Source organism: Neobacillus sp. FW104-15D2, assembly GCF_058790155.1.
This window is the reverse complement of sequence record NZ_JBYTCJ010000028.1, coordinates 1-25,194: the sequence shown is the minus strand read 5'-3', so window position 1 is coordinate 25,194 and position 25,194 is coordinate 1. Positions and strand designations below refer to the sequence as shown.

19 protein-coding genes are annotated in these 25,194 nt (G+C 38.1%); 10 read left to right on the top strand and 9 right to left on the bottom strand.

Annotation, left to right across the window (positions count from 1 at the left end):
* Positions 1-404: 404 nt before the first annotated feature.
* Entirely contained in the window at positions 405-1,382 is a 978-nt protein-coding gene (locus tag AC3WR0_RS19440; protein ID WP_492553863.1) for a tRNA dihydrouridine synthase, read from the top strand.
* A gap of 682 nt (positions 1,383-2,064) precedes the next feature.
* On the opposite strand, the gene AC3WR0_RS19435 is transcribed toward AC3WR0_RS19440, so the two are convergent.
* Positions 2,065-2,574, bottom strand: coding sequence for a ferritin (locus AC3WR0_RS19435; RefSeq protein WP_492553862.1), 510 nt, complete (start codon positions 2,572-2,574; stop codon positions 2,065-2,067).
* A 429-nt stretch (positions 2,575-3,003) separates the two neighbouring features.
* Positions 3,004-5,055, bottom strand: a complete 2,052-nt coding sequence (locus AC3WR0_RS19430; protein ID WP_492553861.1) for a S9 family peptidase — start codon at positions 5,053-5,055, stop codon at positions 3,004-3,006.
* 458 nt (positions 5,056-5,513) lie between these two features.
* Between AC3WR0_RS19430 and AC3WR0_RS19425 the strand changes: the two genes are divergently transcribed.
* From AC3WR0_RS19425 to abc-f, 6 genes are all read left to right on the top strand, one after another.
* Positions 5,514-7,559, top strand: a complete 2,046-nt coding sequence (locus tag AC3WR0_RS19425) for a DUF4179 domain-containing protein (protein WP_492553860.1) — start codon at positions 5,514-5,516, stop codon at positions 7,557-7,559.
* Positions 7,560-7,888: 329 nt separating this feature from the next.
* On the top strand, positions 7,889-9,016 hold the full coding sequence (locus AC3WR0_RS19420; protein ID WP_492553859.1) for an SGNH/GDSL hydrolase family protein: 1,128 nt from the start codon (positions 7,889-7,891) through the stop codon (positions 9,014-9,016).
* A gap of 46 nt (positions 9,017-9,062) precedes the next feature.
* Positions 9,063-9,563 carry a YehS family protein gene (locus tag AC3WR0_RS19415; RefSeq protein ID WP_492553858.1) on the top strand — a complete coding sequence of 167 codons (501 nt, stop codon included), beginning with the start codon at positions 9,063-9,065 and terminating at the stop codon, positions 9,561-9,563.
* A gap of 27 nt (positions 9,564-9,590) precedes the next feature.
* A complete protein-coding gene (locus AC3WR0_RS19410) occupies positions 9,591-10,298 on the top strand; it encodes a M48 family metallopeptidase (protein WP_492553857.1) in 708 nt (235 codons plus the stop codon).
* A gap of 158 nt (positions 10,299-10,456) precedes the next feature.
* A complete protein-coding gene (locus tag AC3WR0_RS19405) occupies positions 10,457-12,118 on the top strand; it encodes an SWIM zinc finger family protein (RefSeq protein WP_492553856.1) in 1,662 nt (553 codons plus the stop codon).
* Between the two features lie 754 nt (positions 12,119-12,872).
* Positions 12,873-14,792 carry a ribosomal protection-like ABC-F family protein gene (gene abc-f, locus AC3WR0_RS19400; RefSeq protein WP_492553855.1) on the top strand — a complete coding sequence of 640 codons (1,920 nt, stop codon included), beginning with the start codon at positions 12,873-12,875 and terminating at the stop codon, positions 14,790-14,792.
* 358 nt (positions 14,793-15,150) lie between these two features.
* On the opposite strand, the gene AC3WR0_RS19395 is transcribed toward abc-f, so the two are convergent.
* The 7 genes from AC3WR0_RS19395 to AC3WR0_RS19365 all read right to left on the bottom strand — a co-directional run bounded on the left by AC3WR0_RS19395 (position 15,151) and on the right by AC3WR0_RS19365 (position 21,306).
* On the bottom strand, positions 15,151-16,677 hold the full coding sequence (locus AC3WR0_RS19395; protein ID WP_492553854.1) for a glycine betaine uptake BCCT transporter: 1,527 nt from the start codon (positions 16,675-16,677) through the stop codon (positions 15,151-15,153).
* 72 nt (positions 16,678-16,749) lie between these two features.
* Positions 16,750-17,418 (bottom strand): hypothetical protein, encoded by a 669-nt coding sequence (locus AC3WR0_RS19390; protein WP_492553853.1) that lies wholly within the window; start codon positions 17,416-17,418, stop codon positions 16,750-16,752.
* A 523-nt stretch (positions 17,419-17,941) separates the two neighbouring features.
* Positions 17,942-18,442 (bottom strand): aldose epimerase family protein, encoded by a 501-nt coding sequence (locus AC3WR0_RS19385; RefSeq protein ID WP_492553852.1) that lies wholly within the window; start codon positions 18,440-18,442, stop codon positions 17,942-17,944.
* Between the two features lie 2 nt (positions 18,443-18,444).
* Positions 18,445-18,738, bottom strand: coding sequence for a hypothetical protein (locus AC3WR0_RS19380; protein ID WP_492553851.1), 294 nt, complete (start codon positions 18,736-18,738; stop codon positions 18,445-18,447).
* Between the two features lie 94 nt (positions 18,739-18,832).
* Positions 18,833-19,600: an ABC transporter permease gene (locus AC3WR0_RS19375; protein WP_492553850.1), complete on the bottom strand. Its 768-nt coding sequence runs from the start codon at positions 19,598-19,600 to the stop codon at positions 18,833-18,835.
* Between the two features lies 1 nt (position 19,601).
* Positions 19,602-20,231 carry an ABC transporter ATP-binding protein gene (locus AC3WR0_RS19370; protein ID WP_492553849.1) on the bottom strand — a complete coding sequence of 210 codons (630 nt, stop codon included), beginning with the start codon at positions 20,229-20,231 and terminating at the stop codon, positions 19,602-19,604.
* A 229-nt stretch (positions 20,232-20,460) separates the two neighbouring features.
* Positions 20,461-21,306 (bottom strand): aldose epimerase family protein, encoded by an 846-nt coding sequence (locus tag AC3WR0_RS19365; RefSeq protein WP_492553848.1) that lies wholly within the window; start codon positions 21,304-21,306, stop codon positions 20,461-20,463.
* Between the two features lie 180 nt (positions 21,307-21,486).
* On the opposite strand from AC3WR0_RS19365, the gene AC3WR0_RS19360 reads away from it, so the two are divergent.
* From AC3WR0_RS19360 to AC3WR0_RS19350, 3 genes are all read left to right on the top strand, one after another.
* Entirely contained in the window at positions 21,487-21,630 is a 144-nt protein-coding gene (locus tag AC3WR0_RS19360; protein ID WP_492553847.1) for a hypothetical protein, read from the top strand.
* Between the two features lie 170 nt (positions 21,631-21,800).
* A complete protein-coding gene (locus AC3WR0_RS19355) occupies positions 21,801-23,261 on the top strand; it encodes a protein adenylyltransferase SelO (protein ID WP_492553846.1) in 1,461 nt (486 codons plus the stop codon).
* A gap of 242 nt (positions 23,262-23,503) precedes the next feature.
* Positions 23,504-25,063, top strand: a complete 1,560-nt coding sequence (locus tag AC3WR0_RS19350) for an alkaline phosphatase family protein (RefSeq protein WP_492553845.1) — start codon at positions 23,504-23,506, stop codon at positions 25,061-25,063.
* The last annotated feature ends 131 nt before the right edge of the window (positions 25,064-25,194 follow it).

Genomic DNA, 25,194 nt, shown 5'->3' with positions numbered 1-25,194 from the left:
GTCCGATCAAATTTTAGTGGCATTGAAAACGAGTTGGAGAAGATAGTTTGCCAGTTAAAGAGTGAGTCATTTCTAAAGGTAGAATCCTAATAATTTGTGATAATAGCATCAGGAACTGTTCCTTTTGTTTATTAAAATTTCAGGGGGCTATAAAGTAAATTCACCAGCATCCTGTGTTGCCACATACACTCTTCACTTTGCGAGGCAGTTTCAGTAATAGGATTAAAATAAGCAGAAGCCGAACCAGGTTTCTGTTTGTTTTTTTGGGACTTGGGATTTTATTCAGTTTGATAAAATGTGCTTAAACATGGTATAAGTGTAAAAGAAGCAGGGACATTCTGCTTTTTAATTTTGGGATTAGGGGTTGGCATGGTATCCCATAATGAGAGGATTTGAGTTTTAATATGATAGATAATTTTTGGCGTGATTTACCACGACCTTTTTTTATACTCGCACCAATGGAAGAAGTGACGGATGTTGTTTTTCGCCATGTAGTAAGCGAGGCAGCAAGACCTGATGTGTTTTTTACAGAGTTTACAAACAGTGAGAGCTACTGTCACCCAGAGGGTATCAAAAGTGTGCGGGGGCGTTTGACGTTTACAGAAGATGAACAGCCCATGGTGGCGCATATTTGGGGAGACCAGCCTGAAAACTTTCGGCAAATGAGTATTGGTATGGCAAAACTTGGGTTTAAGGGTTTGGATATCAATATGGGCTGTCCTGTACCTAATGTGACACAGAACGGGAAGGGAAGCGGCCTTATCCGCCGCCCGGATGTTGCAGCAGATTTAATACAAGCTGCAAAAGCAGGAGGATTGCCGGTAAGTGTAAAGACAAGGCTTGGTTTCACAAATGTAGACGAATGGCACGACTGGCTAACACACATATTGAAACAAGACATTGCTAATCTTTCCATTCATCTGCGTACAACAAAGGAAATGAGCAAAGTAGATGCTCATTGGGAGCTGATCCCGGAAATCAAGAAGCTTCGTGACAAGGTGGCACCAGATACCCTTTTGACAATCAATGGAGATATTCTCGATCGTCAAACTGGCTTGAAGCTCGTCGAGGAATATGGTGTGGACGGGGTTATGATTGGGCGTGGTATTTTCCATAATCCCTTTGCCTTTGAAAAAGAACCGAAAGATCATAGCAGTGAGGAATTGCTTGATCTCTTAAGGCTGCATCTGGATCTCCATGATAAATATTCAGGTTTGGAGCTGCGTCCGTTCACTGCTCTTCATCGCTTTTTTAAGATATATGTCAAAGGATTTCCAGGAGCAAGCGGATTAAGAAATCAATTAATGAACACAAAGTCAACAGATGAAGTGCGTGTATTGCTCGATAACTTTGGGTCAACGAATGTTGATGTGGAACAGTAGAAGTGTCCCAATTCAAGGTAAAAGCGGAGTAGGGCGTTAAACCCCAAAAACTTCGTTGGTTTTTTGGTGAAATCACCAATAGGCCTTGTGTTTTCAATTGCAGTCCACACATGTGGAGTATGTTGTGCAACTTAAATTAAAATTGTAGCCCGCAATAAACCAACGACATTCATAACAAACCCTTTTGCACGTCATAAAATAGTTTTTGTAAAAGGGTTAACAGGGTCAAGCTGGGTTCGGTGTATTATCTTAACTGAGAGCAGATTTTAAATTTTTTATGTAGGCAGGCTAAAGTTGAATTTCCTTTAGCCTGCTTTTTATTTGGCACAATTAATCAATATAACGAACGGAGGCATATCTTCAAATAAATACTTCCGCAATTGGGCCCATATCAGGAATAGGATTGCACCGTTTATTAGCACATCGGTCCATTTTGTTGAATATTTTCTCATATAGTGATTTTTAAAACTTGTCCTTCAATCCTCAACTACTGTTGTTAACTAATTATCAACAAAACAGTAGTTTCGTCCTTGAACTCCCTGAACTTAAATTATTCATGCTCAAAAAACTCTTAAAAATATTCTGTAGCGGCGTGGGATTTATTTTATAAGAGGTGTATTAACTGTTATACAAAAAATTTAATTGTATTTGTTAAATCTACTTATGTTTTTTATTTCTTTTATTAACCTGCTGCTGGGGCATTGACTGTATTTTTCCTGTTGCCCAACTCTTGATCTAATAATAAAAGAGCGGAAGGGTTGTTTTCGGCTAGTCTAAGGCGGTCAATAATCGTTTTAGCCTGTGCCTCTTCATCTATTTGTTCCCTTAAGAAGTCTTGTATGATGACAGCGGCTTGAGGATCTGCTTGATTTACATAATTATAGGCTTGGCGGTAGGAATTAGTAACAAATTGCTCATGTGCAAATACCTTTTGAAAAGTTTCTAATGGCGTACCGAAGTCACTTGGTTGAGCAGGAAGGCTATTGAGTTGTACAGTACCATCCCGATCCACAACAAAATCAATTAGTTTAAGCATATGAGTTCTCTCTTCTTCTGATTGTAACCTTAGCCAATGAGACATACCTGTTAAATTCAGTCTTCCCATATATGCAGACATGGCAAGATATAGGGTCGTTGATACATGTTCAACTTGAATTAAGTTATTGAACAACTTTTGAAGTTCCTCATTCATATTTTCTCACTCCTATTTCAAATATCGCTTCAGTTTAGTGTATAAACAAAACAAAGAACAGTACCTTGGATTACACCTTTTGGCAAAAAAAAACAGTGTTTTAAATTATCCCATAATGGGGTTATAACCAGTCATACTCATCAATAATTCACAAGGAAAAATACAGGTTTTATTACAATTAATAATAATAGAGGTTAAGATGATGAATAATGAAGGCACTTTGCATATATCGAGTGTGTATCGCAAATTAATTTTTAAAAATGTAACCCCAATAAAACATTATCGTTCAATCCTGGTTTTATGAAAAGGTATTTTCTGTAATCGGGGCTGTTCCTGTAAAACCCAATTTTTTCACACCTTACGATTTGAGTGTTAGTGGTTTTCTATTCAACCAAAAAAACCCCCGATTGCCGGGAGTTAGGAATTTTTTTATTTGGTAGTGCTGCCGAGCTTATCTAGAATGAATGCATAGCAGGCGGCGGCTTCTTTTAAGTGATTGAAACGTCCTGATGCTCCGAAGTGGCCCGCACCCATGTTAGTTTTGAGTACAAGGACGTTATCATCAGTTTTTAAGGCTCTTAAGAGTGCAACCCACTTGGCCGGTTCCCAATAAGCAACCCTCGGATCGTTCAGTCCGGTTGTGACATACATATACGGATAGTCTTTCGCTTCTACATTGTCGTATGGGCTATATGACTTCATATAGAAATAGTCTTCTTGATTTTGAGGATTGCCCCATTCGTCCCATTCGAGGGTGGTAAGGGGAATCGTGGCATCAAGCATCGTCGTGACTACATCAACGAACGGTACTGCTGGAACGATGACCTGAAATAGCTCACCAGCCATATTGGCCACTGCGCCCACGAGCAAACCTCCCGCACTGCCTCCGCGGGCGGCCATTTTACTTGGGGTTGTGTATTCCTGCTCAATAAGATATTTTGCTGCAGCGATGAAATCTGTGAATGTGTTTCGTTTATTCTGCATTTTTCCGTCTTTATACCAACTCCGTCCCATTTCGGAACCGCCACGCACTTGCGCCGTGACAAATATAATTCCTTTCTCCAGCAAAGGAAGACGATACGGGTCAAAATGCGGATCGCTGTTTGCTCCATACGATCCATATGCATGCAAAATTAACGGCGCTGGTCCATGGTCAAGCGCTCCTTCGCGATAGACGACGGCCATCGGCACTTTGACTCCATCCTCAGCTATAGCCCATAATTGCTCTTGACGAAAGCAGGAAGGATCGTATTCACCGCTGACAGGAGCAATTTGCAAACGATGCTTCTCTCCGGTAAGCGGATCTAGCCCATAAGTTGTTTTTGGGGTGAGCAGGGACTCATACTGGATTAATACCTCAGCTGTCTCATAGCTTTGATTCGATAAAATCGACACAGTATACAGGGGCTCATCCCATTCAATTCGCGCCAACTCACCGTCCTGCAGTACCCAGATTTGCGTCAACCCATTCTCCCGGCCAAAGATAAGCAATGCGTCTCGAAACGGGTACATGGCTTGAAGAAAGCGATCTTCACTATGTTCAACGACTTTTACACGTGAGTTAAGGTCATTAAGAGGACACCGGTATAACTCAAAGTTTAGCGCCCCTTCGTTTGTGAGTATAAGCAGGTCTTCCCCCCAATGCTCGGCATCATATTCTATTCCTTCACGCCGGCCATCTAATAGCTGCAAAGGGGTTAATGGGGAATCAGCATCTAACAGGCGAACCTCGCTTGTCGTTTTCGATCTTGATTGTACAAAAATAAATTTTCCACTTTGTGATTTAGACACGACCAATGTAAACGTTATGTCTTTTTCTTCAAAGATCAGCTCATCATTTGCCACGCCACTTCCCAAACGATGTCGCCACAACCGGTATGGGCGTTGATTCTCATCAACGGTTATGTAAAAAATATATTTACCGCACCGGCTCCATTCCATACTGCCATATAAAAAGACATCAGGAATCCGGTCGGGCAGAAGCTCGCCCGTCTCCAGGTCCTTTACGTGGATTGTATATCGGTCAGTGCCATCCCGATTCTCCAAATAAGCGAGACGGTTATGGTCGGTACTTATACGCTGTACCGTGACGCTTAAATATTCACCATCTTCGGCTAATTCATTTAGATCGAGTAACACTTCCTCTTTCGCCTTTGGCAGAAGCACGCGGTTTGCCGTCTGCTTACGTGCATAGATTGGATATTGCTTATTTTTGTCCAAAAGGGAATAGTAGAAGAACTGTCCATGCTGCACCGGCACTTTCACTTCTGAATCTGGAACACGGTCCACCATGCTTTGATAAATTTGCTCGGTTTGTTCTTCTAATGGCTGCATGATTTCATCGTAATAACGATTTTCTTCCTCTAAATATTGGATGACCTCCGCATTGTTGCGATCCTTCAGCCAATAAAAGTCATCTTCACGCACATCATCATGCAATTCATGAGGATGGGGAATGCGTAATGCTATAGGTGGTTTCATAAGATCCTCCTTTCGTTAATAGGATTAGTTTCGTGATATGGTCAGTGAATTCCTCTTTTATTTAGACTATATTTGGGAAGGGCAGTTACAATACGTTTAATCTCGCTTATTATTGTGGGGCAATGAATATTACAATTTTAATAGCTTAACTTCTTGTATATTGTAATCTTGGCTTTTTGAAAAATTATTAGGGTGTTGATTTGCAATAATACTAGATTTATGTCCAAATGCTCGATTTTAGAAATACTATCACACGAAATATGTACAGTGATTTTGTCTAGTACTATGTTAGTTAATTTTAAAAAAGAAGCAGGCTCCAGATAAGGGATTGCCTGCTTCTTTTCAATTTAGAGAAGCGGGTCATAAAATCTAGAAAGTCCATAATTTATGCGTATTGCCAATAATTGGATTAGCCTATATGATTAGGTATAAAGTGAAATGTTTAAGGGGGGACCTTTATGATCCCAACAAAAATAGAGCCCGTTTCAATCGCTCCGATAAGAGAAAAAGATATGGAATCTATCATTGATTGGTTCAATCAGCATAAACAATCATTCTATATTCTAGGTTGGGTCTACCTTCGGAGCCAGCAGCAAATGGAAGAGCTTTTTTACCGTTGCATCATAAAAGTACACAAGGAGTTTCCAAGATATAAGAGAGAAACATCGTTCGAAATGTGGGTTACATCTATTTTTATACAAACCTGCCAGGAGCTTTCTAACGATTTAAGTTTACAAGCACCAGAGGAACCACGCCAGGATTTATTTAAGGCGCTTGATAGGTTGAATGAGGAAGAGAAAGAAGCGATGTCCCTTACATATATAAAAGGAATTCCTCGAGAGGACGCAGCGCATCTTCTTAATGTTTCCAAGGAAAAACTAAAGGAGCTTTTGTTCTCCGGAATCCAGTCACTAAAAAAAGGACTGGGATATGTGGAAAGCTTAAATGGCTGTAAAGAGTATCAAAAGAATTACCTGGATTACTTGGAAAGAAACCTGGACCGGCCGGAAAAGGTTGAATTCGAGATACATGTTTATCATTGCCAAAATTGTCAGGAGGATTTGGCTGCCTTTCAGGATGTCATGTTGGCTTTGGTGAATTTTATTGAAAGAGTTGGAGATTTCCCTTTGCCAGCCGGTTTCATGGTAAACGTCAAAGCCAGGCTGGCAGAAAGGGAAAAGCAAAGGCTGCTGAAAAGCAAGAAACGTCTAAAAATAGGAATTGTTTTTTCAGGTACCTTCGCATTATTAATAAGTTTAGAAGTTTTTACGGGTTATTTTACCAATTTGTACTCTTCATATACCGAAGAAGATCAGCAGTTGCGTGGCTTTTTGCGTCAGGGCATGGGGGAAATGCTGAACCTTGAAGCAGAAAGTGATGGTGTGAAAATTACCATCAAGAGCGCGATTGCAGATGATGTTCAGACGCTTGTTTTTTATGAAATAGAAGATACAGCTAAAGATAGTCAATATATGATAGATGTTAATGATGGAGTATCTGTGGAGAACCGACTTGAATTTATGAGTAATGGTTCTTATCCAAGAAATTATCCTCCTGATCTGGAATCACTTGCAAATAACCAAGAAAAGAACGTATATCGGGGAAAGATTAGTTTATTGCCATTAAGAGAGAATAAAGGGACAATCAAACTTAAAATCTCAAAGCTTCAGAAATTAATGCGGGCTTCCTCTGTCCGGAATACTATTAATCCTACTTCTATGAGCATGGAAAAAACGGGGGAATGGAACTTCAAATTCCCTGTAACTAAACAGCCCTCTGCCGAATACGCATTGAATAAAGAAATAAAAGTTGAGGGAATACCGGTTCGATTTGATAAAGTAACCATCGCCCCGACAGCAACGATCCTGCAATTTAATATTACTAATGATCAGCCGAAGAAGCGAATTGAAGCTCTTAATATTGATCATCTTGAAGTAAACAGTAAAAAAGTGAAAGCTGATAGGAATGGCAGCACTTTTTCAAGCGGAAATATGGATTCAACTACTTTTCAAGCCAGCTTTGATCCGCTTTTTGGAAAAAAAACAAAGGAGGTCAATGTTCAATTAGAATCAGCCATTTTAACGGTTGAAGACAGGAAAACCATCGAACTCAATGCTTCACAAAAATATCCCCAGACCTTTGAATATGCAGGCAGCACAATCTCTATAGAAAAGTATGAAATCGGACAGCCTACCAGAATTGTGATAAGCAATCATGAAATTAAGAACAGGGCTTATGAGTCGCTTCAATTCAATATTATGGGCGAAGAGACAATGGATATCTATAATGATGGAGTACTTGTCGATAAAAACGGAAAAGAATACAAACCGAATGGATGGATTGACTATGAAAAACTGGATCATCCCCGTTACTTCGATACAGTTCAGAAGATAGAGTTAAACAGTAACAGCGATGAAGATAAAGTGACACCAAAAATGCTTGAAATACATGGCTATAATACAACAAAGTATCTGGATGATATAGTGAAGTTATCGTTGGAATAACACATGCAATTGCTGGATATTATTTAAGGGCTTAAAAAGTCCCCCCGAGTGTTGCCATAAACTCTGCACGCTGTAAAAGCGGTTGCGGAAATAATACTTAAAGAAGGCAGCTGACCCTATTTGGGGAGTTGCCTTTTATGATTAGAAAAACAAACAAATCCCTATGGCAGGCAACCATGACCAAAGAGAGTCTTCTCATATATATATAGCATTTTAAGCTTCCTTTTCATTATGAAATGTGTCGGGCATTTCTGTCCTTTTTAAGAATTTTAATGTTATGATTTGTAGAAGTGATATATTCAGACGGGAAAAATTCGGAGGGGAAATAAATGAAGGGAAATGATAAATTAAAAGTACATACATTGCCTAATATAAAAAATTTAAAAGTTCATGGCAGAACAACAGGGCATCTTTCGCCCTTAACATTGTTTTGGACAGGAAGTGCTATTGAATTAAATGCTAAGGGCTCTGAACTATGGATTGAAGTAGAGGTAGATTATGATAACTACGAGCCTTGGATCAGTATAGTTATAAACTCTTTTCCTATAAGCAGACAAATGCTAACGGCAGGAAGGTACTGGGTTTGTGTATTTAGGGGCATGAATGAAAATGTTATAAAGAATGTTCGTATTGTAAAAGATGTACAGGCAATGAGCGGAGATGCCGGGTGCTCTTTCCAAATCCATGCAGTGAAGTTTGATGGGGAGTTTTTGCCTATTGAAGAAAAACCATATAAGTTAGAGTTTATAGGTGACAGCATTACCTCCGGAGAAGGAGCATTAGGAGCTAAAGCTGAAGAGGACTGGATATCTATGTGGTTCAGTGCCTTAAACAATTATTGTACAATGACAGCTGAAGCGTTGAATGCAGAATACAGAATTATATCTCAAAGTGGCTGGGGAGTCTTCACGAGCTGGGATAATAATCCAAATGCCAATATTCCTGAATCCTACGAGAAAGTTTGTGGTCTTCTTACTGGAGAAAAAAATGAAGCTTTAGGAGCCTCTATAGAAAATGATTTTAATTCCTGGCAGCCAGATGTTGTGGTAGTTAACCTGGGAACAAATGATGGAGGAGCTTTTTTTTCACCAGAATGGAAGGATGAAGTAACTGGGAAGACTTATAAACAAAGATTAAATGCAAATGGAACCTTTAATGAAGAGGATTTAAGATCCTTTGAGGAAGCAGCAGAGAAATTTCTTATCAAGCTCAGAAAATATAATAAAAATGCACATATTATATGGGCATATGGAATGTTAGGTTTGTCAATGATGCCTTCTATTTACCGGGCTGTAGATATGTATACCAGGAAAACTGATGATAGGAAGATTTCAGTTTTTCAACTTCCAAATACCACAGATGAAACAGTAGGGTCAAGAAGTCATCCGGGAACATTAGCTCATGAAAATGCTGCAAAAGAATTAACTGGATTTATAAATCAAATTTTTAAAAAATAATGTGAAGAACTTGGGGCGAGAAATTCCCAAAGCAGGAGGTTTATTAATGGATAATAATGATATTTTAATTCGATTGAGATACGCTTTAGAAGTAAAAAATAAAGAAATGGCAGAGATATTTAAGCTTGGCGGCGAGGAAGTATCCGTGCCGGAAGTGATAAAGATCCTCACAAAATCAGATGATGAGGAAGAAAATGGAAATGACTTTCAAATAAAGTGTAATAACAGTATGTTCGATTCCTTTTTAAACGGCTTGATTATCTTTAAAAGAGGAAAACAAGAGCCCAAACCAGGACAGCCTGATACACCAGAACCGGCTTCAAAGAAAAGTGCAAACGTGAATAATCTCCTGTTAAAGAAAGTGAAAATAGCACTATCGCTAACTACCGAGGATATGCTGGATATATTCGAAAAGGCAGGAATCACAGTAACAAAAGGAGAGCTCGGTGCTTTATTAAGAAAAGAAGGGCATAAGAATTATAAAGAGTGCGGAGATAAATTCGCCAGAAACTTCTTAAAAGGACTAGCTATCAAATACAGGGGATAACAGCATAAAGGATTCATAGGTGAAGATATGATACATACCTACTTAGGCGAAACAATACGTTTTGAGATCAAGTACAAAAATCGAACGTCCTTCGGGATTACGATTGATTCGTATGGAGATGTTGAAGTACAGGCGCCAAAAGGGACAACTGAAGACAAAGTGATTCAATTAATAGAGGGAAAATGGGAACAGCTTCAGCAGAAAATAAAAGAGATGAAGGATAGATTGAACGGGCCGCAGGAAAAGGTCTATGGGCATGGCGAGAGCTTTCTCTATTTAGGAAAAACCTTTCCAATACGGATCTTTCAAGAAACGAGTATTGAACAAGATTATGTAGTTTTTGATGGAGAGCAGTTAACCATTAATGTAAGTCAGCTTGAAGATGAAAAAATAAAACAAGCTCTAAAACGTTTTTATTATCAGCAGTGCAAGGCTCTTGTGGAAAAAAGTATTCAGTTTCATCAAAGCCACTTTAAAACCAAACCTCGTTCTATCCGTATTTCTGACAGTAAAAAAACTTGGGGAACCTGTGATTCAAAACTCCAATTAACATTTAATTGGAGGCTGGCGATGGCACCACAGAAGGTGATTGACTACGTGGTCGTCCACGAAATGTGTCATATGGTCCATCTCAATCATGACAGATCCTTCTGGCGCCTTGTTGGGAGTATAATGCCGGACTACAAGGAACTGGAGAACTGGCTGGCCATATCAAATTGGAAAATGACGGTTTAGGATGCACATTTACTTTCTAATATAAATGAAATTGAAAAAATAGGCATCCACACAAAAGTGTGGTGCTTTTTTTATTGGTTGGAGAGAGGATTTTGAAGTTATATTAGGTAATATTTAAGAAAGGTAACTTGATACAAGTTAATCAGGAGGAACTGAACATGAATATTAATAATTTTTCTCAAGATATAAATAAGACCATTTTAGAAAGGGGTTACAGCTACTTCGAAGAGGGAAATATTAAAGATTCCTATAAAAAAGGAAATAATGAATACGTCTTTGTAATTGAAGGAACTGAAGACTACGAGGTTATTGTACAGATCGGCGATAAGGGAGAAATACTGTATTCATATTGTGATTGCCCTTTTGACTTTGGGCCTGTATGTAAACATCAGGTGGCTGCCTATTTTGAACTTTTAACTCTTCTAGATGCAACTCACAATAGAAAGCCAAAAGCAAAGAGGCCAACTCTAGATGAAGTCTTAAACAATCTTTCCAAAGAGGAACTGGTTAGAATTATATTAGAAATCATTGATGATAATGATACATTAAAAAGCAGCCTTATCGTCAGATACTCAAAAGGTGATACAAAAAATGAATTTGAGAATTGTAAAAAACTAATCGATTCTATCGTCCGAAAGTATTATCATAAGGAACGTTTTATTCATTATAAAGAAGTGTCTCTTTTTGTACGTGAAATGGAGGCTCTTTTAGAAAAAATCGAGAACACAGAAGATGTATTTTTAGCACTGGATATTGCTTTTTTATTGCTGGAAAAGTCAATAGGTGCTTTTCAATTTGCAGATGATTCTGGTGGATATATTGGCTTTTTAGTAAGAGAAACGATATCGGTTATAGGAGAGACAGTAAATAGAAGTATAGAACAAGAGATGGAACAGCAAAAAGCAGTTTTCAATTTATTATTAAAGCAAATTGATAAAAAGTATTTTGAAGGGTGGGAAGATTACAAAGTCCAATTGGTAGGGATTTGTGCTGAATTTGCTCATGATCCTGAACTTAGGGAAAAGCTAAAAACAAAAATTGACTCCTTAATAGTCCAACAGTCCGAAAATCAATATATGCATTACAGTAATGAAGAGCTGCTTCAAATATTGTTTAATATAATTGAAAGGTTTGGTACGAAGGAAGAAGCGGACCAATTTATTAATGACCATCTTAATTTTACCTCTTTTAGAGAACGATTAATTAATAAATTCTTTCAAGATAAGAACTTCCAAAAGGTCATTGAATTGGCTGAAGAAGGAGAGAAAAAGGATACCCAATTAGCAGGCTTAGTATCGAAGTGGAAAAAACTAAGATACTTGGCGTATAAAGGGCTATCACTAAAAGCAGAGCAAGAAAAGCTGGCAAAGGAACTCCTCTTTAAAGGAGACTTTGAATATTATAAAGAGCTTAAGGAATTAGCGGAAGGAGACAAATCAGTTTTTTACAGCAGCTTAAAAAATGAAATGAGAAAAGAAAGAGACTGGCGAATAACCGATATGTTCCGTCGCTTAATAGAGGAAGAAAATGATCTGGATGAAATCATGGAGTTTGTCAGAAGGAATCCAGAAACAATAGAGACTTATGCGGATATGTTACTGGATCAACATAAAGAAGAGGTCATCGAAATATATAAGGAAATTATCAAATCCTCAGCAAAGTCCTCCTCCAATCGGAAAGAGTATAAAGTTATTTGTAGAAAAATAAAGGCTTATGAAAAAATAGCAGGCAAGCAAAATCAAACGGATCTGATAAATGAACTTAGAAGCATGTATTTAAAAAGGCCTGCCTTTATAGATGAATTGGGCAAAATTAAATAATATTCTCATGGTAGCCGAAGGTAAATCATGGTTGATTTAGAGAGAATACTGGAGTACCCAGGATACGTGGTTAAATTAAAGAATTATAGTAAATATTTACAAAATAAAGAAATCATGGGATAATAAAGAAAATTCCGGAGGGGGAAAGTAAGTTTATGGAACCAACTAATTGCTAATTATTAATTCTTTAAAAATTAATAAGGATTTTGTAATGAGTGTTATTTTACCTAAAAAACTAGGTTTATTTGTCATACGCTCCTATGGGATCAGGCATTAGAAGGTAACTTACTTTACTGAAACCGAGATTATAATTTATTTGGATCCTGCTGGCTCTAGATTATAAGCATTATAATGTGCTTTTTTAAATGCGCTTTTTTGCTTAAATTCTTTAATAAATTATATTCACTAAGTATTCAAGACTGTAAGAAGACACCATCTTCTTATGGTCTTTTTTATTATTTAAGCTTTGATAAACAATATGGATAATCCTAAGGGAGTCCACGAGACTACTCCAAAAGGCATTCGCATTTCCTTAGAGCGGTGTTATTCGAGGTTGTGATAGTTCATTGTCCGTGGAAAAACGGGCTGGCAAGACTCCGCAGTGAGGTGCGAGCGACCTGGCTTGGCAGTTCGTCCGCGGACAGGGAGTGGATTCCCTCAAAAAACAGTAGAGCTTTTTTAATAAAAGAACAGTATCAAAAGTCTTCTTTGTCCTGTCCATAAAGCGTAAATATGGATGAAAGCAGGTATTTATATGTTAGAAATGAATTTAAATGGTATTAAAAAGTTTATGGAAGCCACACTTGTGGTTAATAATATAACCTTTGAAGCATATGAAGGAGAGAAGATCGGAATCGTAGGGGCGAATGGAAGCGGAAAGAGTACGATTCTTAAATTAATTGCGGGAATTGAACCGATGAATTACTATCCGGGTTACCCGCAAACCTCAAGCCCAGGCTATGATGAGGGCCTTATTCACTTACCGAGAGGTGCCACTAAGGCTTATCTGGAGCAAGCGCCTGTTTATCCGGAAGGAATAAAAGTGATTGATGTTTTGAATTTGGCCTTTGAAGAGATCGACACCATTGAGAATCAAATGCGTGAAATAGAGAAGCAGATGAAGACTTGGGAAGATGCTGCACTCGAAAAAGCGCTAAACAAATATAGTGACTTGGTTCAATTATTTGAAGTAAAGGGCGGATACGAACGGGAAGAAAAGTTAAGCAGGGTATGCACAGGTCTTCGTTTTACCGAGAGCTTTTTAAATAGGAATTTTGATTTATTAAGCGGTGGTGAAAAAACTACAGTCGTGCTTGGGAAGCTCCTGATTCATAATCCGGATATATTGCTGCTGGATGAGCCAACGAATCATCTCGATATGGAATCTATCGAGTGGCTTGAGAACTATCTTAAAAGCTATAAAGGAATTGTCATTATTGTATCCCATGACCGATATTTTCTCGACAATGTAGTCTCTAAGATTGTAGAAATTGAGGATAAGGAATCCATATCCTATAAAGGAAACTACTCCTCTTTTATCAGCCAAAAAGAAGAAAATATGCGGATTCAATATGAGCATTTCAGAGAGCAGCAAAAAAAGATTAATAACATGGAAAAGCAAGTAATGAGCCTAAGAGACTGGGCGATGAGGGCGGATAATAATAAGTTTTTTAGAAGAGCTGCCTCCATACAAAAAAAGCTCGATAAAATGGAGCGTATGGATAAACCCATTTTTGAAAGACGGAATATGAGACTGGACCTCAAAGCCGCTGAACGGTCAGGAAATGAAACCATTAAGGCAATCGGGCTCTCTAAAAGCTATGAGGATAAAGTGATTCTAGAGAATGCAGATGTAATGATTCATTATGGTGAAAGAGTAGGGCTGATTGGGCCGAATGGAAGCGGGAAAACTACCTTTTTTAAAATGCTTTTAGGCGAGGAGCAGCCTGATAATGGAATAGTGGAATTAGGCGCTAATGTGAAGGCAGCCTATTTGCCACAAAAGATCAGGTTTAATGATGAAGAGTTCACGGTTCTCGAAGCTTTTCGAGAGGATATCTCTATTATGGAGGGAAAAGCCCGTGAGTATCTTGCCAAATTCATGTTTTATAAAAAGAGCCCATTCAAAAAGGTAAAGCATTTGTCAGGTGGAGAGAGAATCAGGCTGAAGCTTGCGATGCTGTTATATCAGGACATTAACTTATTAATTCTTGATGAACCAACAAACCATCTAGATATCGATTCTATTGAAACCTTGGAGGAAGCATTAGAAGAATTTAAAGGCACGATATTTTTCATCTCTCACGACCGATACTTTATCAATAAAATCGGTGAAAGAGTCATTACTGTAGAAGGCTGTTCCTTAAAAAGCTACCCTGGGAATTACGATTATTACAAAAGTGAAATAGAAAAGTTAATCAAAGAAGAGCCAGTTGCAAAAGCTGAAAAAGTGAACAAACCAAGAAATAAGCCTGATGACTCAAAGAAGCAATCAGCAGAGGCGGCTAAGGCCCTCACAAGAATTGAAAGCATTGAAAATGAAATAAGGGAAATAGATTTAGCTATGGCTGATGAACAAATAGATTATGAGAAGCTTAATAAGCTGTATGAAAGGAAACAAGACTTAAGTAAAGAGCTGGATATACAGATAGAGTTGTGGCTAAAACAAAATTAATTTGGCTTGATGAAAAGAGTAAACAAAAAAGACCTGAAAAAAATTAAGGGCATACTTGAATCATAATAATTTTTCCAAAGAGGTCATATAGTGAAGGACTTTTCCTGTAACACTTCTTTTCATTAATCACTTAACCCTTGGAATAAGCAAAAAAGGCGTCATATAATGGTAATTGAATTGAATATTAAATAAAAACAAAATGCTTAAAACCTTATTTATTTATGGTACGGTGAACTGTATCACAAGTAAATGAAGATTTATTTTAGTAAATAATAATAGAGGCTAAAACCGTTTTTTAAAATCAAAAATCTTCCTGATCAATGACACACTCAGGAAGATTTTTACGTTTTAATTCCATTTATGAATGTTGCACGCTTCTTTTATTGCCTCTTTGTACTTCTACTTCATTTTTTAACCCTCTCAATAATGAAAAGCACATGACGACCATGATGATTGCAAATGGAAGTGCGGCTGCAATGGAAGCTGTTTGCAATACGTTCAAACCGCCGGCAAAAAGCAATACAGCAGCTAAGGCAGATTGTATGACACCCCATGTCATTTTAATTTTGTTCGAAGGATTAAGCGTTCCGCCTTCACTTAACATTCCCAGTACAAAGGTTGCGGTATCAGCAACAGTTATATAATAAATTGCTACCACGGCAAACCCTAAAATGCTTAATAGTGAACTTAATGGAAGATAGTCAAAGAATGTAAAAATCGACAAGTTTACGTTTTCGGCGATACTTTTTGCCAAATCACGGTTTCCTGGTTTTTGAACTAGTTCAAGAGCAGAACCGCCGAATACTGACATCCAAAGACATGTTCCGAGGGTAGGAACAATCAATACCCCAATAACAAACTCTCGAACGGTTCTTCCTTTTGAAACACGGGCAATAAACATACCGACGAACGGTGCCCAGGCAATCCACCATGCCCAGTAAAATAAAGTCCATGATGCAATCCATTTTCCTTCACCAAAGGGATTTAACCTTAAACTCATATGTAAAAAGTCGCTAATATAGAGGCCGGTCGTATTAAAGAAGACTTTAATAACAGTCAAGGTAGGACCGACAAACAAAATCAGCAGCATAATTGCAACTGATAGGATTATTGCTGCGTTGGATAAGTGCTTTATTCCTTTTTCCAAACCTGTATTAATTGAGATGATAAAAAGGAATGTAGCAACAACAATGACGACCAGCTGGATCACTAATGTATTAGGAATGCCAAAAATGGCATGCATTCCTGCTGTAACCTGCATTGCCCCTAGTCCTAATGAGGTTGCAATGCCGAAGACTGTTGCGAAAATAGACAAAATATCAATCGTTTTTCCAATCGGTCCGTAGATTCTATCTCCTAAAATCGGATGGAACGCTGAACTTATGGCCGCGGGAAGCCTTTTGTTGTATTGAAAAAAAGCAAGGGCTAGGCCGATAACCGTATATATTGCCCATGGATCCAGGCCCCAATGAAAAAAGGTATATTTCATAGCAGTGTTCGCTGCTTCAACAGTATAAGCTTTTCCATAGGGAGGTGCTGTATAGTGGGTCACAGGCTCAGCGACACTCCAATACACAATTCCAATTCCCATACCCGCACCGAACAGCATTGAGAGCCAAGAGCCGGTAGTGAAATCAGGCTTGTCTGTTTTCCTGCCGAGCCGTATATCGCCATACTTTGAAAACAGTAAATAGATGGAGAAGACCACAAAGAATAAGGTAGCGCCAAGATATACCCAGCCAAGGTAATCAATTGAGCTTTTATAAACGGAGTTGGTAAGTTTGGTTAGATTCTCTGTAAAAAAAACTCCCCATATGATAAAAATGAGGGTAAGCAGTAAGGAAATAATAAAAACACTATTTTGTTTAAATTTATTACTATCCATAGAAACCTCCTGGCAGTGTGGAAGAAAATTGTGTTTGGTTTAATTAGAAATTGGTTGTTAAGAAAAGACAATTCAATTATCAAAGGGATTATATTGAAATTCCCACTTATCAGTATCCATTAATTCTTCCTGGGACAGTTCTAATCCCCCTCCAAGGAAAATGGTTTGGCCTATGATTGCGATCACCATGGCTTCAACTAAAAATTCACTGTCCCTCTTTTTATAGATATCCCCGAGCTTTGACGGTAGCTCACCGGAAGGATTAATGATTTGGCGACCTTTGTCGTCAAAGTATTCTTCTTCCACATTTTCCATTCCTAGATAATCGATAGGGTGGCTGCCGGGAGCACGGCCAGGTGCCATTAATAAATACTCATTGTGCTTGATTCCGTTCAAATCACTTGTTATTACCCCTTTGTTATCAACAGTTTCTACTACTTCAATCTCATTTAGGGAATAGTGATCGAGGGTATCAGGGGCCGGATTGTTAATTAGAATAAAGTCGCCTGCTTCGGCTTTTCGATTATCTTTGAGCGTATATACCTTATGGTCAAAAATAAAACTATCATTTTCCCTTGGAATGTATCTTTCCACACTCGCTGCATTAGTTATATGCTGTGTTAAATCCCTCAGCTTAATAAGATGAATGGATAGTTTATACATTGGCTTTACTCCATATACCTTGTGCAGCTCATTGTTATAGTATACAAATTGCCCTTTTCTTACTTGATACAGTTTCACAACTAAATCTCCCTTCACGCATAGGGTTTTAAGACATTCTGAATTTGAATGGAATTTATCTTCTTTAGGGTGTCACTTTCCAGAAAAAATATGAGGTTATACGTGGAAAAGTTTTAAACACCATTATAGCGCTTGGGTTAGCCTATGAATGAGGAACTATAGTAGTTAAATAAAAAATATAAGAAATACTAAATTAAATAGATGTTTAGTCAAAAAGGAAATTATCGTTCAAGTAATATATAAGAAAATTATAAGAACTAAAGAAAATAATGATCCGTTAAATGGAGGATAATGCAGCAATTTAATTGTTTTTTTTTATTGATATTTAAAGACTCATTTAGCCCCACTGCTGTGAATTGCATCTTAAGTGATTGGAAAAAGACCAATCGTCATCTTCAAATTTCAAGGCACAACAAAAATAAAGTGTAGGCATCTCAAGTGGATATGGTCTACTTGGCTGCCTAACACTTAACTTTAGCAAAAATTGAGCCTAATTCCTCAAAAGGATTAGGCTCTTTGATAGCTAAATCGAAATCGATATCGCTGTATGAAGTGATTTTTTGGGTTTGATCATTCTCAATGCTTCCTTACTGTTTAAAGCGTCATTTTTTGCCATCCAGGGTTCAACACAAACAAAGTCCTGTCCTTCTTCAGACCAAAGTACAACATAAGGGAAATCCGAACCATATGTTATGGTGATGAGGTCTTCAAAGAATTGAACAGTTCCCGAATTGGTTTTTAATGTATAGGATTCTTTTTGATTAATTGGAATAACCTTATCAAATTTTTTATATTCCATGTCATTATAATCATGGTATTCGGTTGCATCGGTTTCAATTTTAAGCTGTTTAGTGGTTGATTTAAAATAAGGATGGAACCCGGCGTAGATAGGCATCTCTTCATTCGATTCGTTTCGATAATCCTGTTCAATTGTAAGTTTGTTTTCTTGCAGTATATATTTAAATATCAATGAAAATTCAAAAGGGTATGAGGTAAAAGTTTCTTTAGTGCTTTCTGCCTTCAATGTTATAGAAGCTTCTGCTGATCCAGTGTTAATATCAACAATTCCCAGTGAAGGTCACGGGCAAATCCGTGGTTTCTCATTTTAAAGACAGTTCCATTCCAATCGTACTGGCCATTTGTTAGCTGGCCAGATATAGGGAAGAGAATAGGAATCCCGCCACGAATGTTTTTTTGTTTATCGTGTAAGGTTGTTTCATTTAAGAATAGAAGCTCTTTACTCTGAAGGCCGAGGCTTGTAATAATCCCGCCGCGCTCCGGTATTACCTTTAACCAGGAAGTCTTATCATCGCTTTGCAATTCGATACAGGTGAGATCTCCTTCTTTATATTCCTTTTAAATGTACATCTAATTTCACTCTTATAATAGATTATTACTCGTATTTACGATGTTATTAAAGAAATTGTTTTCTGCTGTTATATAAAGATTTATAACCCATATTAAGGGATAAAAACACGCTTAAACAAACGGACGTACAAATGGCAATCATGATCGCAATTTGGTACATAATTGCGGTTGTAGGCAATGTGCCGGATAATATTTGCCCTGTCATCATTCCAGGCAGAAAGATTATTCCCATTCCAACCATCGAATTAAGTGTAGGTATTAAAGCGGTTTCCAATGCATTATTCGCGAATGGCTTCAAAATATCTTTTGGATCGATACCTAAATTGAGTAAAGTGGTAATTTTACTTTTTTCTTTATTAATGGAATCCATGAACGTTTTTATGCCAATATTTATTCCTGTCATGGCATTGCCTATGATCATACCGGCTAAAGGTATGGTATACTGCGGGTTGAAAATTGACTTATTAACCACTATTGTTACAAAGAAAATCAGAACAAACAGGCCGGAAAGGGTTAAAGAGGTACCTATTGCAAATTTAAAGTTATTGTTTAAATCTTTTCTTCCTCTTATTGCCCGGTCAATAGAAAAGGCAATCATGATGACAAGAAAAATCACTGTTAAAATAGGGTTTGGATTTTTGAATATATATTGAAGTACATAACCCACAATAACTAGCTGAACGGTCATTCTTACGCTAGCTATTAAGAGCAGTTTAGTTTGATTTATTTTGGATTTTTTCATTACCAGTAAAACGATAATAAGAAGTAAATATATAAGTAAAAACTGAGAAATTCCGAGTTTGGCTATGCCCATATTAGCCCTTCTTTACAATTTCAATTTTATTTTCACAGAACTGATCCACGATATCTTTGTCATGGCTTACAATAACCATCTCAATGTCGTTTTCTTTGCAAAAATCTGTTATATTTTTTATTACTTTAAAGCTGGTTTCCTCATCCAGTGCTGAAGTGGGTTCATCTAATAGCAAAACTTTTGGACTAAATGATAAAAAAATAGATATGTAAACTCTTTGGCGTTCTCCCCCTGAAAGGGTAGATGCATTTTGATCTAAAGGCACATTTACGAAGCAAAGGTCAGTAATGTATTGGATATATTCTTTATCAGGCATAGGCATTTGCCTTAGAGAATAGAAGGTTTCAAAATTACCCAAAATAGTTTCATCAAAGAGAAAAGGCTCCTGAGCAACCAAGCTTACTTCACGTCTTAGGGTAACCGGGTCATATTCTTCTATAGCTTTACCGTTGTATAACAATTCTCCGGATGATGGACTAATAGAATGGTTCAACAATTTAAAAAGAGTACTTTTACCGCTGCCACTCTCACCAACAATAAAATTGATTTTTCCCTTCTCAATCCTCACCCTATCATAAGTTAAATTGGATTGATAAATAAGATTAGTTACTTGAAATAATGGTGAATTCATTATGCCGTCACTTCCCCTGAACAATTAGAAGTTAAAAGAAACTGAAGTTTTATTAATGGGTCCGGGATTCGGACAGGATGGCCCTAGGATTTGAAAAATCAGTCCGTATGAACTCTGCATTCGGACAGGAAGGCCCTAGGATTTAATAAATCAGTCCGAATGAACCCGGTATTCGGACAATAAGCCCCCTGGATTTACGCAAGCAGTCCGAATAGCCCCTATATCCACCCTAAAAAGAGATTGATATTGATGTATGCATGGTTGTTCCTGGCTGAATCATGGTCAACTCTTCTTTACTGTTTAGCTCGTCTGTTTTTGCCATCCAAGGTTCAACACATATAAAATTCTGTCCTTCCTCAGACCATAGTACAACATAAGGAAAGTCGGAGCCATATGTTATGGTAATTGGATTTTCGAAAAATTGAACTGTTCCAGAGTTGGTTTTCAATGTATAGGATTCTTTTTGATTAATGGGAATAACCTGTTCAATTTTTTTAAACTCCATATCATTGTAATCAAGGTATTCGGTCGCATCAGTATCAATGATCAAATCCTTAGTAGTTGATGTGAAGTAAGGATGAAAGCCAGCGTAGATCGGCATAGCTTCATTTGATGTGTTTTGATAATTCTGTTCAATAGTCAGTTTATTTTCCTGCAAAATATATTTAAATACCAATGAAAATTCAAAAGGGTAAGAGATATAAGTTTCTTTAGTACTCTTTAATTTCAAAGTTACAGATGCCTGGTTTGATTCAGTATTAATATCAATAACTTCCCAGGGAAGATCACGGGCAAATCCGTGGTTTTTCATTTTAAACACAGTTTCGTTCCATTCGTACTGGCCATCTGTTAACTGTCCAGAGATTGGGAAAAGAATAGGAATGCCGCCTCTGATGTTTTTTTGCTTATCGTGTAACGTTGCTTCATTTAAGAAAAGGAGTTCCTTTCCCTGAAGTCCCAGACTTGTTATAATCCCGCCTCGTTCTGGAACGACCTTTAACCATGAATTATTATCTTCACTTCTGAGCTCAATAAATGTCAGGTTCCCATCCTTGTATTCCTTTTGAGTGTACATCCCTTTTCTCCTCCTTTTGTTTTCGTGTTCTTTAAAACCCATTAAACCAAAGAATGTGTACGATATCTATTATTCTGTTTGTATAAAATCCTATACTTTACAGCAGCATTAATTATGCGAATATCCGAACTGCTTCGGTGAGATAATAGGTAAAAAAATGTGAAAAAGGAGGCGGACTAGGTGAAAAACCAACAAAACAAGCCTGAAAATCAAGTAAATGAAGAACTACAGAATAAAACAGATAATAGGCAAACAAAAGAGGGAGTTCCTGCTCAAGAGGATGGATTCCGGTATGACTATGATGATTCTTCTGATTTAAGATAAAATTTAGATCCCTCAGACTATCTGGTTTGGGGGACTTTTATTAGTTCCTTATTTCGATGGTTGAAAGAGGCCATCATTGCTGAGAAATGGGTATAATAAATGGACGAGAAGAATGTTTGTTAAAAACAAAATGGAAATTCATAAAATTTGATAAAAGGAAAGGAGATACAATGACAAGAGAAATAGGATGGAATTTTGACAACAGTTATGCTCGACTGCCGAATTTATTTTTCACAAGACAAAATCCGACTCCAGTAAGCTCACCAACACTGGTCATTCTAAATGATTCACTGGCAGAGTCTTTAGGCCTGAATGCTGATGAGCTTAAAAATGGGAAAGGCGCAGCTGTATTTGCGGGAAATAGTATACCAGATGGTGCTTCACCTCTTGCCCAGGCTTATGCAGGGCACCAGTTTGGCCATTTTGCCATGTTAGGAGATGGCCGGGCTGTGCTCCTTGGAGAGCAGATGACACCAGAAGGGGAACGGTTTGATATTCAGCTCAAGGGTTCAGGGAGAACGCGATACTCCCGTGGGGGTGATGGCCGTGCTTCCCTGGGACCGATGCTGCGTGAATATATCATTAGCGAAGCTATGCACGGTCTTGGTATTCCTACAACTAGAAGTCTGGCAGTAGTGACATCGGGTGAAACCATTATCCGTGAAACTAAACTGCCAGGTGCTATTCTTACCCGGGTGGCGGCCAGCCATATTCGCGTAGGTACTTTTCAATACGTTTCAACTTGGTGTAGTGTTGACGATCTTCGGGCATTAGCGGACTATACTATTAAGCGCCATTATTCGGAAGTTGAAAATGATGAAAATCCGTATCTTTCGCTGCTTAAGGAAGTAATCAAGCGCCAGGCGGAGCTTATTTCGAAATGGCAGCTGGTTGGTTTTATTCATGGGGTAATGAACACCGACAATATGGCCATTAGTGGTGAAACCATTGATTATGGCCCTTGTGCCTTTATGGATACCTTTGACCCGGCAACCGTATTCAGTTCGATTGACCGGGAAGGACGCTATGCATTTGGAAATCAGCCGTATATTGGTGTGTGGAATCTATCGTGCTTTGCGGAAGCCTTATTGCCCCTGCTGCATGAAAACGAAGAGAAGGCTGTTGAATTGGCAGAGGCCGCGCTTTCTAGTTTTTCTGATTTGTTTCAAAAGTATTGGCTTGATGGAATGAGAGCTAAACTTGGACTCTTTAATAAAGAGGAAAACGACCAGGCACTTTTTGCTGATCTTCTGAAAATGATGCAGAAATATAACGCGGATTATACTAATACTTTTATAGCATTAACTTTTGATAAGCTGGAGGACACAGTGCTGAGTGGAACACCGGAATTAGCTGAGTGGTATGAGCGATGGCAGTCTAGGTTGAGCAGGCAGGAGGAGTCTAAGGAAACCTCCCAACAATTGATGCAGAACAGTAATCCCGCAGTGATTCCCCGAAATCACCGGGTGGAAGAGGCACTAGAAGCAGCCGTGAAAAAGGGTGACTACAGCGTCTTGGAGCGGCTGCTTAAAGTTCTCTCTTATCCTTATGCCCACTCTCCTGAGCAGGTTGATTATTGTACACTTCCACCTGACTCAGATCATCCTTACCGAACCTTTTGTGGTACATGATAACCGTCTTGCAGATTTTGTAAAATATATGAAATATAATATTCCTAAAAAAACATGCCTAATCCCTTAGTGGATTAGGTTTTTTTATGCAATAGAGGAATTTTTTTATATATTTTTAAAGAATTTTTTGTAATAATTTTTAAAAATTAATTTTCAATAATGTAACGCTACGTTAACACGGGCTTTACATAAATCTATTAAATTATAAATGATAGAGACGACAATCTATAGGAGGCTTTTTTATGGAACGGAAGAAATTGGCCAAAGTTATTAACGTTCTGAGTGCTGCAGCTTTAGGTACTATTTTAGCGGTATCTCCTGCAGTGAATAAACAAGTTAATGCCCAGGACAATAAAAGAGAAAGCGTACATTCTAAGGAAGCAAAGGTGCAAACAAAGACACCGATTAAACACGTGGTGGTTATTTTCGGTGAGAATGTATCATTTGATCATTACTTTGGTACATATCCCTACGCCTTAAACATTAAAGGTGAACCGAAATTTACTGCTAAAGATAATACCCCAGAGGTTAATAATTTAATAACTCCAAAGGATTATAACGGAACCCAGCCAAATATCTCGAAAACCAATTTAATTACCAATAATCCCAATGCTGCAAACCCTGTCCGTTTAGACCGCTCACAAGCTATGACTGCCGATATGGACCACGCGTATCATGATGAAATTGCTTCTGTCGATGGCGGAAAAATGGATAAGTTTGTTGAAACAGTAGGAAGAGGGAACGACCCAAAAATCGTAATGAATTATTATGATGGGAATACGGTCACTGCAATATGGAACTATGCCCAAAACTTTGCAATGAGCGATAATTCCTTTGGAACCGTATTTGGTCCTTCAACACCTGGCGCACTAAACCTTGTTTCGGGTGAAACACACGGGGCAACCTTATATGACAAGAACGGCCAAAAAGAAACCAGTGATGTTTTAAATGAGTATGAAAACAGAACGGTGACCGGTGATCCAAATCCCTATTTTGATAAGGCTTCAACGGGTGTTACTGCTGCAATGGATGATACAAACAAAAATGTTGGCAATTTACTTAATGTAAAAGGTATTACTTGGGGCTGGTTCCAGGGGGGCTTTGCAGATCCAACTCACAAGAGTACAAATATAGGCGGAGCACAGGTGACTGATTACAGCCCGCATCACCAGCCATTCGAATATTACAAGTCCACCGCTAACCCGGATCATAAGGCTCCAAGTTCTCCTGAAATGATAGGAAAGCAGGATCAGGCTAACCACCAATATGATATGAAGGATTTCTGGACTGCAGTTAATAATGGGAATATGCCAAGTGTGAGCTATCTTAAAGCTCCTATGTATCAGGATGGCCATGCGGGTTATTCAGATCCATTAGATGAGCAGCAATTCATTGTCAATACGATTAACCATCTGCAAAAAACACCTGAGTGGAAAGACACTGCGGTAGTGATTGCATATGACGATTCAGATGGCTGGTATGATCATGCATATGGTCCAAACAACGGACAAACGGTTGAATCAGGGAAGGCAGGATATGGCCCTCGATTGCCATTGTTAGTAGTTTCTCCATATGCTAAAAGTAATTTTGTAGATCATACATTTACGGATCAAACCTCTATCCTTAAATTTATTGAGGATAACTGGAATCTGGGGCGTATTGGCGGAGAATCCCTTGATGCGAAAGCTAGCAGCATTGAAAGTATGTTTGATTTCAAAAAGGGACCACATACTCAAAGACTTTTCCTTGATGAAAAAACCGGTGAGCCTATTAAAGGAAGTTTAGATCGGGATAAAAAATAACAAAACGATCTGCAATAAGAATAAGCAACCGATAATACAAAAGGGCCTCCCGGTTTGTACTGCACCCCAAAAGTTAGAGCTAAAATCTAACTTTTGGGGTGTTTATTTTTGGCTAAATATAGTGAACGATT

Bases quoted from the DNA above. Each gene is read 5' to 3' on its own strand.
- AC3WR0_RS19440 (WP_492553863.1), top strand. From the start codon at position 405: ATGATAGATAATTTTTGGCGTGATTTACCACGACCTTTTTTTATACTC.
- AC3WR0_RS19350 (WP_492553845.1), top strand. From the start codon at position 23,504: ATGGAACGGAAGAAATTGGCCAAAGTTATTAACGTTCTGAGTGCTGCA.
- AC3WR0_RS19410 (WP_492553857.1), top strand. From the start codon at position 9,591: ATGATACATACCTACTTAGGCGAAACAATACGTTTTGAGATCAAGTAC.
- AC3WR0_RS19425 (WP_492553860.1), top strand. From the start codon at position 5,514: ATGATCCCAACAAAAATAGAGCCCGTTTCAATCGCTCCGATAAGAGAA.
- AC3WR0_RS19365 (WP_492553848.1), bottom strand. From the start codon at position 21,306: ATGTACACTCAAAAGGAATACAAGGATGGGAACCTGACATTTATTGAG.
- AC3WR0_RS19355 (WP_492553846.1), top strand. From the start codon at position 21,801: ATGACAAGAGAAATAGGATGGAATTTTGACAACAGTTATGCTCGACTG.
- AC3WR0_RS19370 (WP_492553849.1), bottom strand. From the start codon at position 20,231: ATGAATTCACCATTATTTCAAGTAACTAATCTTATTTATCAATCCAAT.
- AC3WR0_RS19435 (WP_492553862.1), bottom strand. From the start codon at position 2,574: ATGAATGAGGAACTTCAAAAGTTGTTCAATAACTTAATTCAAGTTGAA.
- AC3WR0_RS19415 (WP_492553858.1), top strand. From the start codon at position 9,063: ATGGATAATAATGATATTTTAATTCGATTGAGATACGCTTTAGAAGTA.
- AC3WR0_RS19395 (WP_492553854.1), bottom strand. From the start codon at position 16,677: ATGGATAGTAATAAATTTAAACAAAATAGTGTTTTTATTATTTCCTTA.
- abc-f (WP_492553855.1), top strand. From the start codon at position 12,873: ATGTTAGAAATGAATTTAAATGGTATTAAAAAGTTTATGGAAGCCACA.
- AC3WR0_RS19375 (WP_492553850.1), bottom strand. From the start codon at position 19,600: ATGGGCATAGCCAAACTCGGAATTTCTCAGTTTTTACTTATATATTTA.
- AC3WR0_RS19430 (WP_492553861.1), bottom strand. From the start codon at position 5,055: ATGAAACCACCTATAGCATTACGCATTCCCCATCCTCATGAATTGCAT.
- AC3WR0_RS19405 (WP_492553856.1), top strand. From the start codon at position 10,457: ATGAATATTAATAATTTTTCTCAAGATATAAATAAGACCATTTTAGAA.
- AC3WR0_RS19420 (WP_492553859.1), top strand. From the start codon at position 7,889: ATGAAGGGAAATGATAAATTAAAAGTACATACATTGCCTAATATAAAA.